A 13,048-nucleotide genomic window follows, 5' to 3' on the forward strand; every position below is an offset into this window, starting at 1 on the left:
GTATGATTCGCATTGGACATAACCCTAATACCAATATGTTGCCAATGTTTCACTTTTTGTCAAAAGAGCATCCTTTACTGGAGTCGATCACTGCAGAACCTACAGGGCATAACGCAATGCTGTGCGATGGTAGGATTGATATGGCTCCTATTAGTGCATTTTCTTATGGAGAACATTGGCAAGATTATGCCATTTTGCCAAACCTTTCTGTCTCCACCAAAGGACGAGTAGGGTCGATTCTCTTATTCTCCAAAGTTCCATTGGAAAATTTGGACGGCATGATCGTTGCGTTGACAGACACCTCTGCAACCTCAGTAAATCTGACCAAAATTTTGCTCCATCAGTACTATGGAGTTGTTCCTCGTTATTTGACGATGAGTTCCAGTCTTCAGGGAATGTTTGCTAAGGCAGACGCTGCACTCTTGATTGCGGATGCAGCCATTCAAGCAGCCCTTCTTCAGCCAGAATGTTATATCTATGATCTGGGTGAAGAGTGGTTTAATTACACTGGATGCTCCATGACTTATGCAGTTTGGGCATTTCCCAAAAGACTAATTACAGAGCGGAAAGAAGAAGTTTTCACAGTTTATCAAATGCTAATCGCTGCTAAAACCAAGGCTTTGATTAACATGGAGGATATTGTAAAAACTTGCCAAACCATGCTAGGGGGATCGCTAGAATTTTGGAGGGATTATTTCACCCAGTTCAATTATGGCTTAGATAAAACGACTGTTGCAGGACTTGAGAAATACTTAAACCTGTGTTTTGAGCAGAATCTGTTGTCAAGTCGTCCTGTGTTACAATTTTGGCCGGAGGAGTAAAGCATGGGTTACTGGGTTTACCTAGCTAGATGTGGTAATAATTCTATATACACGGGAGCTACGACAGATCTTCTAAGGAGAGAGAGAGAACATAACAGTGGGTCCCCAAAAAGGAACGGAGCAAAGTATACAGCTGCACATCTTCCAGTGTCTTTGGCACAAGCTTGGGAGGTAGGTTCTTGGAGTGATGCCCTTCGTCTGGAATATGCCATAAAAAAGTGCCAACGACCAGAAAAGGATCAGTTAATTAGGGAGCCAGAGCGGATTTATCAACTCGCCGAGCGCCGTAATCTGACCTTCTCTATAACAGAGACTTCTCAAGATTTATTGAAAAAGACGGAGGAAGCCTACCCGAAGAGCCTTTGAAAGGGTATGTAGGCTAGAAGGAGTGCATATGTTTAGAATTGCATTAGTTGCCCATGACGAAAAGAAAGCGGAAATGATTGAATTCGCCAAAAAACATCAAACTGTATTGTCTCAGTGTGAATTAACGGCAACTGGAACAACGGGTAAGTTGGTTCAACAACATACAGGATTACCAGTGACTGCACTAATGTCGGGCCCACTTGGGGGAGATCAACAAATTGGTAGCTTAGTTGCTACTCAAGCTTTAGATATGATAATTTTCATGCGCGATCCTTTGAACGCTCAGGCCCATGAACCAGATATTGCTGCCTTGCTGCGTGTCTGTGATGTCCATAATGTTCCCTTAGCAACAAATCGCCAAAGCGCAGAAATTCTAATGGCCTTTGTTAAACTACATATAGAAGGGAGTGAGAAAAATGCCAATCGTACAAGTTGAGATGTTAGAAGGCCACACACTCGCGAAAAAAAGATTAATGGTAGAGAAAGTTACTGAGGCAATTGTAGAGTCCCTTGGTGTTCCTGCAGATAAGGTGACTATTATCATTCGAGATATGTCTAAGGAGAATTTCTCCAAAGCAGGAAAACTTGCCTGTGATCAATAATTACAGTGCAATATTATACATTGCAAAAAGCGCGAAGAGGAAGCCCTCTTCGCGCTTCAGAATTCACTAGAAGAGAGCTTATACTTCATAGGCGCTCTCACCCAGAAATTCTCGCAAAATTGAGTTGAAAGGGACGGTGGAGCTATCTATTGGATTAAAAAAAGACAGAAGGGTTAAGAGATTGAGGGCTGATTGATAATGTGGGGACGCAGGTGTTACAGAGATCAATAATTGTTCGGCAAAGGGACGGAGTGCATTAAGTTCATATAAAAGGCTAGAGTTAAACATTACATCAGCTTCTTCTTGAAAAGGGAAGATATTGCTATTTTCTCCTCGCCGGACACTCTCCCATTGTGCTAGTGTTCGTTCAGGCTCAATGCCACGAAATTTATCGTCGCGAACAAGCCTGCGGATAAGTCGGACTTCGGTGGTAGGAACCCTAGTATAGGCATCTATATTGAGCTGGAAAAGGTCGCTAACATAAATCTTGAACATTTGGTTTCGATCAAGTGAAGGGAGTAAACAAGGATTTAGCGCATGTATTCCCTCAACAACAAGAATCTCGTCAGAACTCAATTGCATAGGTTTACAGACGGGGCCTCGTCCGCCACATACAAAATCAAAGATCGGAGTTTCAACTTCGAATCCGCCAACGAGTGTTTTTAAATGAGCTGCGAGCAAGGGTAAATCAAGGGCTTCTAAGCACTCGAAATCGTATTGTCCACAGGAGTCTAGGGGGGTCTCAGCCCGCGGTAGGAAGTAATTATCGAGCGAGAGGGCAACTGTACGTAGACCATTAACACGTAGCTGGGTTGACAGTCGTTGGGCGAACGTCGTTTTACCGGACGAAGTAGGCCCAGATATTAGAATAACTCGGACGTTGCGTCGCTTTTCAAAAATCTGATCAGCAATCGAGGATATCTTCTTCTCATGTAAGGCTTCAGCTAAACAGATTAAGTCCTGAGAAGCATTTGCATTAATAATGGCATTAACATCTTGAACGGTGGAAAGGTGTAAGTTTTCTAACCAACGTTGAGATTCGGAGAACGTGGCAGAGAGCTTTTCTGGGGAAATAAATGGGGAAATAAATTCAGGGTGATCGGAATTCGGAAAGAGCAGTATAAATCCAGGTAGGAAATGGATTAGCTTAAAGTATTTCAAGGATCCCGCTCGATCGAATGGGGGATAAATCGTGGTAATCCTCTCATTGCCTATAAGGCATTGATATAAATTATCTTGTCCTCTCTCATAAGGGATGGACTGGTCAGCAAGAACCCAGTTTCGTAAATGATCTTCAATTTGCTGGACTTCCCGTATTGAGAGTGTGGAATTGACAAGCTCACAATAGACACCATCGAGGATAGAGTGAGAAATTTTAAGTTGTTCACCTGGAAAAAGCTCTTTAACGACCCCGATGAGTCCAAGAATCAGACTCTGTCGATATCTTCGGAGTTCAAAAGCTGTCATTCTTGGTCCTCCTTTCAAGTATGTTATTTTAAAGTAATTCTACAGACCCGCATAATTTCCTTTATAATAAGCGTAGGAATAGGCTAAATTCGCAAATCAACGAAGAGGGTTGTCCGTATAGGGAGGAAATTTGTCTTTAATGGAGAATATACAGGGAATAGGTTGTATATTATTTAAGCAAGTTAAAGATCAAGGAGGGAAGCGAAATGTACGAAAGCACACGGGGTAATCTTTCTGAACAAACTGCATCGCAAGCTATTACATTAGGTATGGTACCAGGCGGGGGACTCTTTGTTCCCTCAACCTTTCCCGCCTTGAATTGGCAAGACCTACAGGGGTTAACGTATCGTGACATCGCCCAACATGTTATGACCCCTTATTTGCCTGAGTTCTCTCAGGACGTCCTTTCCGACATTGTAAACGTCTATGCCGATGGAACGTTTGACGGGCCTAATCCGGCACCTCTGATTTCTGTTGGGAATTTTGGGGTACTGGAGCTTTGGCATGGGCCTACTGCAGCGTTTAAAGATATGGCTTTGCAAGTATTGCCAAATTTAATGAAAGTTAGCCTTAGTAGTGTGGAGTTGAATTCTGATGTTTTGATTCTTGTGGCAACATCTGGTGACACAGGAAAGGCCGCGTTGGAGGGATTTAAAAACAGAGAAGGTATGCATATTGTTGTCTTTTACCCAGAGGGGGGGGTAAGTGCTGTTCAAGAACGTCAGATGACGACGACAGAAGGGACTAATACCCATGTAGTTGCAGTTAAGGGGAACTTTGACGAGTGTCAAGCCGCTGTGAAACGTATATTTGCTTTGGACAGTTTGAAGGCTCAGTTACAGGAGAAAAATTTGATCTTTTCCTCCGCTAATTCCATCAACTGGGGAAGACTTTTGCCACAAGTCGTTTATTATTATTGGGCCTATTTGCAAGCAGTAGAGCAAGGAAAAGTTACTCCAGGGAGCAAGATGAATGTAGTGGTCCCTACAGGGAATTTCGGTAATCTCTTGGCTGCGTATTATGCCAAACGCATGGGACTGCCTATTGGCCAGATTATTAGTGCTTCGAATAAAAATAATGTCCTGGTTGATTTCTTCTCGACTGGAGTGTATCAAAGCCAGCGAGCCTTTTTTCAAACGATCTCACCGTCTATGGACATTTTGGTATCGAGTAATTTCGAACGCTTTCTATATGAGATGAGTGGGCGAGATGCGCAGAAGATTCGGAGTTGGTATGATTCGAGTAACCAGGGGATGTTTACAGTTGATCCAGACACCTTGAAACAATGCCAGGATACAGTCTATGCAGGATGGTCCGATGAAGACGAAACTTTAGAGACAATATCCAGAAGTTATAAAGCCTATCAGTATGTTTTTGACCCTCATACGGCAGTTGGGATGAAAGTCTACGAGGATTATCTTGCCACGACAAAGGATCAAACATTCACAGTCATAGCTTCAACGGCAAGTCCTTTTAAATTCTCCTCGAATGTTTTAACAGCCTTACAAGGGAAGCAAGAGAGTTTGCGTGACGAATGGGTTGCCCTAGATGACCTCACTAAATTGACAGGCTGGAAGATACCGCTCGGGTTACAAGGGTTAAATAATAAGCCAGCAAAAACGGTTGAGGTGTGTGAAGCAGAAGGGATCGTGGAAGTACTTCAAAGAATGTTTATTTAAGGAGAGGATATCTCTTAGCGCGCTCTTAGCTTCTAGCGATAAATGTTCGTTAGGGGTTCTTCATGCAGGACCAATATGTTAAGCCCCCTCGTCAGACGAGGGGGCTTAATATGCATTACAGTTACGCCTGAGTTATGGAGGAGGGTCCAATGAATACCTCTCAACGCTATCTTGAGGATTTTCATTGTGTAGGCAGATGGGTGTAAAGCCTACCCGCCGACTTAAGTCGCGCGGAGTATCAGATAATCTATCTGTAAAAACTGGCGTACTCTTATCAGAGAGTATATAATAAGATATTCTGCGATGAGGGGAGGTGCACCAGTGCAAATAGACCATAATATTTGGTTACTACTATTTTTTAATATTACATTGATATTAGCTCTCTCTGCGGTAAGTTATGAATTACTAAAACGTAATACAATTCATTTCAAGATCGCTGGGTGCAAATCCACTGGATCTCAATATTCCTCCAACGTATCGTCAATTTTTGCAAATAGATATTTAATTATTAGAAGAATAATGAAAATAGATTCCGATGACGTCCTACCACATCACCTCCTTTATTTACAATCGCAAAATTAAGGAGGAAAAGCCGTGAATATTGTTGTTGATGGGATGACCAGTTTATTAAATATACTCTATAGTTTTTCTGCTACAGTTGGTTTCCCTAATTATGGTGTAGCGATTATTCTTTTGACGATGTTAATTAAAACCTTGATTTATCCTTTAACCTATAAGCAAATGGCCTCAATGCGTAAAACGATTGAGCTACAACCAAAGATCAAAGCAATTCAAGAAAAACATAAAGATGATAAGGAAAAAGCTAATGCTGGGGTTATGGAGTTATACAAAGAGCATAAAGTTAATCCCATGGGTGGCTGCCTCCCAATTGTCGTTCAGTTGCCGATTTTTTGGGCGTTATATAGCACACTTCGCAATTTCTCGTATGAAGGTTCAGCTACTGCCGCCCATTGGTTTTTGGGTTTCGATTTAACTAAAATCTATGGTTTTACTTCACCCTATCATTTGCTATTACCGATTTTTGCAGCGTTAACAACATACCTGCAAAGCAAAATAACAAATCCAAATACTTCCGATCCAACACAAAAGACGATGTTATATGTTATGCCGGTGTTTTTTGCTTACATTAGTGCCACAGTACCAGCAGGTTTAGCTTTATATTGGGTAACCATGAATGTTGTTTCTATTTTTCAACAACTATATATTAATCGGAGATTAGCGAGTCAAAGTAAGAAGGCTATATAGGTGGTTCAAAACATGGATAAATAAGCTCTTCTGAAAATAGCACCAGCGTCCTGAAGTGAGACCTATAAACCGGACACAACAATTAAGAGCCCTCCCATGGTAGAATTAATCATCTACTTAGGGAGGGCATTTTTATGGGAAGAAAAGGCGAGAAACAAAGAAGTTATTCTCCAGAAAATTGCCTTGAATATCAAATCTAAGATTATTCGAGAATATTTTAGGAAGATATTAGATGTCACTAAAACCCTCTCTCGCTTGTGGGTGCGAGGGCTGTCCTAAAGGGGAATAAGTAAAAGGAGAGAGGAAATCCTCTCTCCTTAAAATATTGATTCATCGGGTTGCGCTTTGGGATATGAACCTAACAGTTTGACGGATATATTGGCTTCTTTAAGTGCCCATAGAACATCTTGAATGGGCGGAGCGAAGACATAACCGTCCACATCGAAGAAGAAAACGTATTCGCCCAATTTGCGTTTCGAGGGGCGAGATTCAATCCTAGTTAAATTGATTTGACGTTTACTAAATTCACCCAAAATACGGTATAAAGAACCCGGTGTATTATCTGCGATAACTAGAAGGGATGTTTTATCTTCGCCACCTGACATTTCCGCGAGGGCATGGCCGACGAGTACAAAACGTGTAGCATTCAGAAGGATATCTTGAATGCGTTCTTGAAGTTGGTGGAGGTTATAGAGGTGCGCCGCTCGACGGGGTCCGATGGCTGCCCAGTTTTCCCGAATAGAGGATATCTTATGGGCCGCTTCAGCGGTGCTTAAGCAAGTAATTTGTTGAGCATGGGGGAGATGTTTCTCAAGAAAATCCCGGCATTGCCCTAGCGCCTGTTCGTGAGAATAAACTCTTTCTATCTGATGAAGAGGCATTGGCTCGAGCGTCAATAGACATTGATCGATTGGATGGACGAATTCATGAGTAATAAAGAGGTGCTCAGTCTGGCCGAGCGTATCCATTGTCACGCCAACCTGCCCTTCTGTGGAGTTCTCTAAAGGGACAAAGGCCCAGTCTATCTCCATATCATTGCAGGCGAATAGTAAGCGAGGAATTGTTGGGAAGGGGATAAGTGCTGGGTTTGTTTCGTTAAATTCAGGCTGAGAGGCCAGAAATAGATGGATTGCCTCCTCAGAAAAACTTCCTTTTGGCCCTAAATAACCTATTTTTTTCATTAACTTTATCTCCTTCCTTTAAACTGAAAAGGTCTGCCTCATCCACTTTAAGGGAGGAGTCAGATCCTCATTGTACCATCCTCATTGCCGTCAGTTAGCATCATAGTTAGATATTATTCTTACTATCATAATACAGATAGACAATGACGGCAAGTGTTATTAAGGTCGGGTTATATAATTAAAATTTGCGAGTAAACATGGATTCGTGTGAAAGCAGAGCTTCGAGAGTGTCATAGCCAAGGCGGTCAAGTAATTGAAGCACAAAGGGATTGTCAGCGGGAGTCTCATACGATGCTTCATCCCCATAATCGTTCACCTGCTTAGTTGCTAGATCGACTTTAATTAAAGATTTCGGTCCGCCGACACATCCACCGACACACCCCATCCCTTCTAAGAAATTAGCTTTTACCTCACCACCTAGTATGTCTTTAAGCATTTTTTTACAGGCAACGATACCGTCCGCCTGTTCCGACCGCAATGGGATAATTCGATCAGGACGAAGTCGGGTAAGGGCAGAGGAGACGGCCGTGCTAACCCCACCAGTTCGAGCATATATTCGTCCCCCCCGCGAGGAGTGATCTCGTTCATCTTCCTCAAGGCTAGGGACAACAATTTCTGCAGCCTCAAAAATCTGAGCAATTTCCTGAAAGGTCAGGACATAATCTACAGCATCTCGAATGTCGGGTTCTTTTGCCTCTGCCTTTTTGGCAATACAAGGACCGATAAAAACGGTCTTCGCCTCAGGATGCATCTGTTTTATTATACGACCAGCAGCGATCATTGGAGAGACTGAGGCAGGCATATGAGGGACAAGTGTGTGATAGGTTTTACGAATCATGGCAACCCACATTGGGCAACAGCAACTTGTTAAGAGAAAATCTTCGTCGTTTTGGATAGCTTGGTCAAATTCGAAGGCTTCCTTTAAAGTGAGAATATCAGCAGCAAGGGCGACTTCCAGCATGCCATAGAACCCTATTCGTTTAAAAGCAGCACGGAGTTTACCTGGAGTGACATCAGAGGAAAACTGACCGACGAATGCCGGGGCAATCATGGCATAAACCGGATGTTTCCTCGAACTAAGGTCTTCAAAGAGGGGGATAAAATCTTTGCGATCCACTAGATGCCCGCTCTTACAACTATCGAGACATCGTGCACACCCAACACATGTCTCGGAAGACACCCTTACATGACCATTTGCATCTTTTTCAATGGCAGAAAACAAACAGGCAACTTCACAAGGGGAAGTGCCTGGCGAGCATGAACAATCGTCCTGTTCAAGATGGACTACAGGAGATAGATTTTCGGGATGGAGTAGGAGGTCGAGTTTTTCTTCCTCTGAATTTCCTGACTTTCGTATTTCATTAATGGTATCGTTTAAGTTTCCACGATAGGCCGCGTTGACAAGCTGTTGGAAGATGTCGTCGTAGGTTTTCATAAGTTCCTCCAGTCAAAGATTATTAATAGTTAGTATAAACCGATATTGATAACTTAAACGGTGGGATCAACACACTTGCGAAGGGGGCTAAAATCAAGTAAAATTGAGAATGGAAGGTTGGGGAACCTTCCAGGGGATTAGTGGACAAGGTGGAAGAAACAGGCAGTGGAACGTACGCTGCCTGTTTCACTTTTTTTAAGAGCCATTGTCTGTGGTGCGCATGATTTCATAGTTTTTAACATACCCTTACAAGATGGGCAGGCACGACAAGGGATAAAGCTGGAATCGGCTTTATCCGGTTTTAGAGAGATATTAGAAACTCTAAGTAGTGCTAATTGCTCAACGATCAGTAAATAAACCTTGACCCTTATCTGAATAGTTGCTAAACTTAACTGAAAGCTGTTCGACGTCCTACAACCTGAAAAGAGGGAGAGAAGAGGATCTATCATCCTAATGTGAACGTAAGACTAATGAAACAAATTAATTGGAGGGGAAATCATGAGAAAATCTCGGTTTATTAGTAGTTTAGTGGTTGTACTTATTTTAGCAGTGGCCCTTGTGGGATGTGTCAAGACTACGACACCCGCACCTCAGGCAGATACACCCGCGAAGAAAGAATTTAAGGTTGGTCTGGTAACTGACGTGGGAGGACTTAATGACCACAGCTTTAACTTCCTTGCGAACAAAGGGTTAGAGCAGGCTGTGAAAGAACTTGGGGTTACTAAGGGCGTCGTAGAGTCTAAACAAATGACCGATTATGAAACAAATCTCAGTCGTTTTGCTCAGGACAAATACAACTTGGTCATTGCAGTTGGCTTTTTAATGCAGGATTCAGTAACGAAGGTTTCCGCATTGTACCCAGACACTAAATTCATGATTATTGACTCATCCATTACAGATCGTCCAAACGTCGCTTCCGCCATGTTTAAAACTGAACAATGCGGTTACTTAGTTGGCGTGATGGCTGGTTTACTCGAAAAAACTCCTGGAATTCCAAATGCCTTAGGTAAAAACACAGTGGGTCTTGTGGGCGGAATGGCGATTCCCCCTGTCAATGATTATATTGCTGGATTTATCCAAGGTGCTAAGAGTGTTAATCCAGACATTATGATTAACTTAAAATACACGGGAAAATTTGACGATCCGGCTCTCGGCAAACAAACGGCTCTGACCCAAATTGCAGGCGGCGCAGATATTGTCTTCCATATCGCCGGTGGAACAGGAACGGGCGTTATCGATGCAGCGAAAGAAAAGAACGTCTATGCTATTGGCGTCGATGCCGATCAAAACTATATGGCGCCGGATAATGTGATTACCAGCGCTCTGAAAGGTATGGATGTTGCAACCTTTGATATCATTAAAAGTGTCATGGACGACAAGTTCAAAAGCGGGGACGTGTTCTTTGATTTAAGTAATAATGGTGTTGGTTTTGCTACTCCAACTAAAGTAGTACCTAAAGAGGTTGTCGAGAAAGTGAACGATGCGGCGCAGCAAATCAAAGATGGAAAAATTAAAGTTTCCAATGAAATGCCAGCAGGCTATAAATAAGCTCTGAGAACAGGTTAGACGGATAAAAGACAAAAATGACAAGTGGGTTGCTTCATAATCCTTATGGGGCAACCCCTTCTAATTGGAGGGGACTATGCACGATGCGTACCTGTTTGGAAGTTAGAGATGTTACGAAATCATTTCCAGGAGTCATCGCCAATGATCATGTGAATCTAGTTGTGCGCGAAGGAGAAATTCATGCAATATTAGGTGAGAACGGCGCAGGGAAATCCACGCTTGTAAAACTTATTTATGGACTCTATAAACCGGATTCAGGGAGCGTTCGACTCTATGACCAAGAACTCAACTTCGCAAGTCCTCGCCAAGCCATTCAAGCAGGTATTGGAATGGTACACCAGCATTTTATGCTCATACCTGCTTTGACGGTTGCCGAAAATGTTGTCCTCGGTGGGGAACCGGGAAGAATTCACTATCGGCGCAAAGAAAATATTGAGTTGGTCCGTCAACTAGCGAAACAATACCATATGGATATCGATCCCAGCGCCAAAGTAGGGGATCTGACAGTCGGCCTTCAACAGCGAGTTGAAATTTTAAAGGTCTTTTATCGCAAGGCTAAGTTGCTCATTCTAGATGAGCCGACAGCGATGCTTACGCCTCAAGAGGTAGAGGAATTAATCTTGGTCATGGAACGTCTGCGCTCACAGGGAATTCCGATTATTTTCATCAGTCATAAGCTTGACGAAGTTAAGCGTATTTCAGATCGCGTCACGGTTATGCGAGCTGGAAAAACGGTAAGTACCGTTGAAACTAAGTCAACAACCCCTCAGGAACTGGCCAATGCGATGGTCGGGCGTGAAGTTGTGCTTCATGTGTCCAAACCACCCCAGATGCCAGGAGAACCAGTTTTAGAGGTTGAAGATATTGTTGTCTTGTCTGACCATAACGAGAAGGTCAAAGGGGTAAGTCTTCAAGTCCGTCGTGGAGAGATTTTTGGACTCGCAGGTATTGACGGGAACGGTCAGTTTGAACTTGTGGAAGCGATTGCTGGGCTTATGCCCTGTAAAAGTGGACACATTCGCTTATTGGGGCAGGACATCTCGTCCTCTTCAGTACAACACAGAACCAAAGCGGGGATTGCCTATATTCCCCAAGACCGCCAATTAGATGGACTGGTTATGGATTTTGAACTGACCGAAAATTTCGTACTACGTGACTTCTTTAAGGCACCGTTTGCGCGAGTAGGTCAAATGAAGAAGGGACCCATCGAGGAATACGCCACACGATTATCAGAAGCATTTGACGTTAGACCCCGACAGATTCACGCTTTAGCGCGAAATCTGTCGGGGGGAAATCAACAAAAAGTGATTTTGGCCCGCGAAGTTTCTCGTAATCCAGAATTATTGATAGCAGCTCAGCCGACTAGGGGTTTAGATGTCGGTGCGATTCAGTTTATTCATAACAAGCTTTTGGAGTTACGGGCTGCTGGAAAAGCGATACTATTGGTTTCTTTGGAATTAGACGAAATTATGTCTTTGTCAGATCGTATTGGGGTTATTTATGAGGGACGATTGATGGCAATCTTGCCAGGGGGAGAAGTAACACGCGAACAGCTCGGGTTGCTGATGACTGGAGTAAAGTTGGAGGAGGAGGGGTAAAGCATGCAAAAGACGCTAGAAGGATTGGTTACCCCTTTTGTAGCGATCGTTATTGCGCTCTTAATTGGGGCAGGGGTTATGCTTGTGACCAGTCATAACCCATTGACAGCCTATGGGGCTCTTTTTTCAGGAGCCTTTGGTTCTACCATAAACGTTTCGAACACTTTAGCGAATGCTATTCCTTTAATCCTCTCGGGGTTAGGTGTGGCAATTGCTTTTAAAGCTGGCTTATTTAACATCGGAGCAGAGGGTCAATATTGGATTGGAAGTATGGCAGCCGTATGGATTGGATATTCTGTGCCTGGGCTCTCCCCAATTTTGCATGTCTCTTTGTCCATAGTGGTTGGGATGCTGGCCGCTGGACTTTGGGCTGGTATAATCCCTGGCTTAGCCAAGGCTTTTGTGGGTGCTCATGAAGTAATCACGACTATGATGATGAGCTACATTGCCATTTTTTTGAGCCACTATATGCTCGAAAATGGACCGATGATGCAGCCAGGATTTACCCCTCAATCCCCCGTGATTCTTCCCTCTGCGATGTTGGGAAAGCTCGTGGAGCGAACCCAGCTGTCTTGGGGCTTAGTCATTGCCTTAGCAGCCTGTTTTATTATTTATTGGTTACTCTACAAAACAACCTTGGGATACCGCTTAAGGATGGTTGGACTGAATGCCAGAGCTGCAAAATACGCTGGAATCAATGTCCCTCTTCATTTAGTATTAGCCTTATTTATTAGTGGAATGCTAGCGGGTTTAGCCGGCGCAGTTCAAATGCTAGGAGTACAACATCGTCTTTATGATAGCTTCTCGTCAGGTTATGGATTTACAGCCATCGTGGTTGCTCTCCTAGCTAATAATAATCCCTTTGGTGTGATACTGGCTTCGGTCTTCTTTGCGGCTTTATCGACTGGTGGTCAGTCAATGCAACTGGTCTCAGGGGTTCCTGCCCATTTGACCGATGTCATTTCCGGGATCATAATATTCTTAGTCGCGACTAAGAATATTGTGCAAATGGTACAAAAACGCTGGCGCAAACGTCATACCATCGCGCCTGTAAAGGAGGCTTAAAG

13 protein-coding genes are annotated in these 13,048 nt (G+C 43.3%); 10 read left to right on the plus strand and 3 right to left on the minus strand.

All coding sequences use genetic code 11. From position 1 onward, the window contains the following. Positions 1–2 precede the first annotated feature (2 nt). From E4K67_RS16660 to E4K67_RS16675, 4 genes are read left to right on the plus strand one after another with little or no spacing between them, the layout of a single operon-like run. Entirely contained in the window at positions 3–821 is an 819-nt protein-coding gene (locus tag E4K67_RS16660; protein WP_135548695.1) for a menaquinone biosynthetic enzyme MqnA/MqnD family protein, read from the plus strand. Positions 822–824: 3 nt separating this feature from the next. Continuing rightward, complete coding sequence (locus E4K67_RS16665) at positions 825–1,187, plus strand: GIY-YIG nuclease family protein (protein WP_135548697.1); 363 nt, start codon at positions 825–827, stop codon at positions 1,185–1,187. Positions 1,188–1,215: 28 nt separating this feature from the next. After that, a complete protein-coding gene (locus E4K67_RS16670; protein ID WP_135548699.1) occupies positions 1,216–1,623 on the plus strand; it encodes a methylglyoxal synthase in 408 nt (135 codons plus the stop codon). Beyond that, a complete protein-coding gene (locus tag E4K67_RS16675; RefSeq protein WP_135548701.1) occupies positions 1,604–1,789 on the plus strand; it encodes a 2-hydroxymuconate tautomerase in 186 nt (61 codons plus the stop codon). Before E4K67_RS16670 ends, E4K67_RS16675 begins: the two co-directional genes overlap by 20 nt. A 78-nt stretch (positions 1,790–1,867) precedes the next feature. Here E4K67_RS16675 and E4K67_RS16680 read toward each other — a convergent pair whose 3' ends face one another. Beyond that, a complete protein-coding gene (locus E4K67_RS16680; protein WP_135548703.1) occupies positions 1,868–3,256 on the minus strand; it encodes a uridine kinase family protein in 1,389 nt (462 codons plus the stop codon). A gap of 206 nt (positions 3,257–3,462) precedes the next feature. Here E4K67_RS16680 and thrC point away from each other — a divergent pair, with 206 nt between their 5' ends. Next, complete coding sequence (gene thrC / locus E4K67_RS16685; RefSeq protein WP_135548705.1) at positions 3,463–4,935, plus strand: threonine synthase; 1,473 nt, start codon at positions 3,463–3,465, stop codon at positions 4,933–4,935. A 594-nt stretch (positions 4,936–5,529) separates the two neighbouring features. After that, positions 5,530–6,201 (plus strand): YidC/Oxa1 family membrane protein insertase, encoded by a 672-nt coding sequence (locus E4K67_RS16690; protein ID WP_135548707.1) that lies wholly within the window; start codon positions 5,530–5,532, stop codon positions 6,199–6,201. Positions 6,202–6,518: 317 nt separating this feature from the next. Here the strand turns inward: E4K67_RS16690 and pheA are convergent, their stop codons facing one another. After that, positions 6,519–7,382, minus strand: coding sequence for a prephenate dehydratase (pheA, locus tag E4K67_RS16695; RefSeq protein WP_135548709.1), 864 nt, complete (start codon positions 7,380–7,382; stop codon positions 6,519–6,521). A 178-nt stretch (positions 7,383–7,560) separates the two neighbouring features. After that, on the minus strand, positions 7,561–8,817 hold the full coding sequence (locus E4K67_RS16700; RefSeq protein WP_135548711.1) for a [Fe-Fe] hydrogenase large subunit C-terminal domain-containing protein: 1,257 nt from the start codon (positions 8,815–8,817) through the stop codon (positions 7,561–7,563). A 165-nt stretch (positions 8,818–8,982) separates the two neighbouring features. On the opposite strand from E4K67_RS16700, the gene E4K67_RS16705 reads away from it, so the two are divergent. From E4K67_RS16705 to E4K67_RS16720, 4 genes are all read left to right on the plus strand, one after another. Then, entirely contained in the window at positions 8,983–9,174 is a 192-nt protein-coding gene (locus E4K67_RS16705; protein ID WP_135548713.1) for a hypothetical protein, read from the plus strand. Between the two features lie 141 nt (positions 9,175–9,315). Further along, the gene (locus E4K67_RS16710; protein WP_135548715.1) at positions 9,316–10,365 is read left to right on the plus strand and encodes a BMP family lipoprotein; all 1,050 of its coding nucleotides are present in this window, start codon (positions 9,316–9,318) and stop codon (positions 10,363–10,365) included. A 101-nt stretch (positions 10,366–10,466) separates the two neighbouring features. Then, on the plus strand, positions 10,467–11,981 hold the full coding sequence (locus E4K67_RS16715) for an ABC transporter ATP-binding protein (protein WP_135548717.1): 1,515 nt from the start codon (positions 10,467–10,469) through the stop codon (positions 11,979–11,981). A 3-nt stretch (positions 11,982–11,984) separates the two neighbouring features. Further along, on the plus strand, positions 11,985–13,046 hold the full coding sequence (locus tag E4K67_RS16720; RefSeq protein ID WP_135548719.1) for an ABC transporter permease: 1,062 nt from the start codon (positions 11,985–11,987) through the stop codon (positions 13,044–13,046). Positions 13,047–13,048: the final 2 nt, after the last annotated feature.

It is taken from the genome of Desulfosporosinus fructosivorans, assembly GCF_004766045.1.
GTDB classification, from domain to species: domain Bacteria; phylum Bacillota; class Desulfitobacteriia; order Desulfitobacteriales; family Desulfitobacteriaceae; genus Desulfosporosinus; species Desulfosporosinus fructosivorans.

Bases quoted from the DNA above. Each gene is read 5' to 3' on its own strand.
- E4K67_RS16660 (WP_135548695.1), top strand. From the start codon at position 3: ATGATTCGCATTGGACATAACCCTAATACCAATATGTTGCCAATGTTT.
- E4K67_RS16665 (WP_135548697.1), top strand. From the start codon at position 825: ATGGGTTACTGGGTTTACCTAGCTAGATGTGGTAATAATTCTATATAC.
- E4K67_RS16670 (WP_135548699.1), top strand. From the start codon at position 1,216: ATGTTTAGAATTGCATTAGTTGCCCATGACGAAAAGAAAGCGGAAATG.
- E4K67_RS16675 (WP_135548701.1), top strand. From the start codon at position 1,604: ATGCCAATCGTACAAGTTGAGATGTTAGAAGGCCACACACTCGCGAAA.
- E4K67_RS16680 (WP_135548703.1), bottom strand. From the start codon at position 3,256: ATGACAGCTTTTGAACTCCGAAGATATCGACAGAGTCTGATTCTTGGA.
- thrC (WP_135548705.1), top strand. From the start codon at position 3,463: ATGTACGAAAGCACACGGGGTAATCTTTCTGAACAAACTGCATCGCAA.
- pheA (WP_135548709.1), bottom strand. From the start codon at position 7,382: ATGAAAAAAATAGGTTATTTAGGGCCAAAAGGAAGTTTTTCTGAGGAG.
- E4K67_RS16700 (WP_135548711.1), bottom strand. From the start codon at position 8,817: ATGAAAACCTACGACGACATCTTCCAACAGCTTGTCAACGCGGCCTAT.
- E4K67_RS16710 (WP_135548715.1), top strand. From the start codon at position 9,316: ATGAGAAAATCTCGGTTTATTAGTAGTTTAGTGGTTGTACTTATTTTA.
- E4K67_RS16715 (WP_135548717.1), top strand. From the start codon at position 10,467: ATGCGTACCTGTTTGGAAGTTAGAGATGTTACGAAATCATTTCCAGGA.
- E4K67_RS16720 (WP_135548719.1), top strand. From the start codon at position 11,985: ATGCAAAAGACGCTAGAAGGATTGGTTACCCCTTTTGTAGCGATCGTT.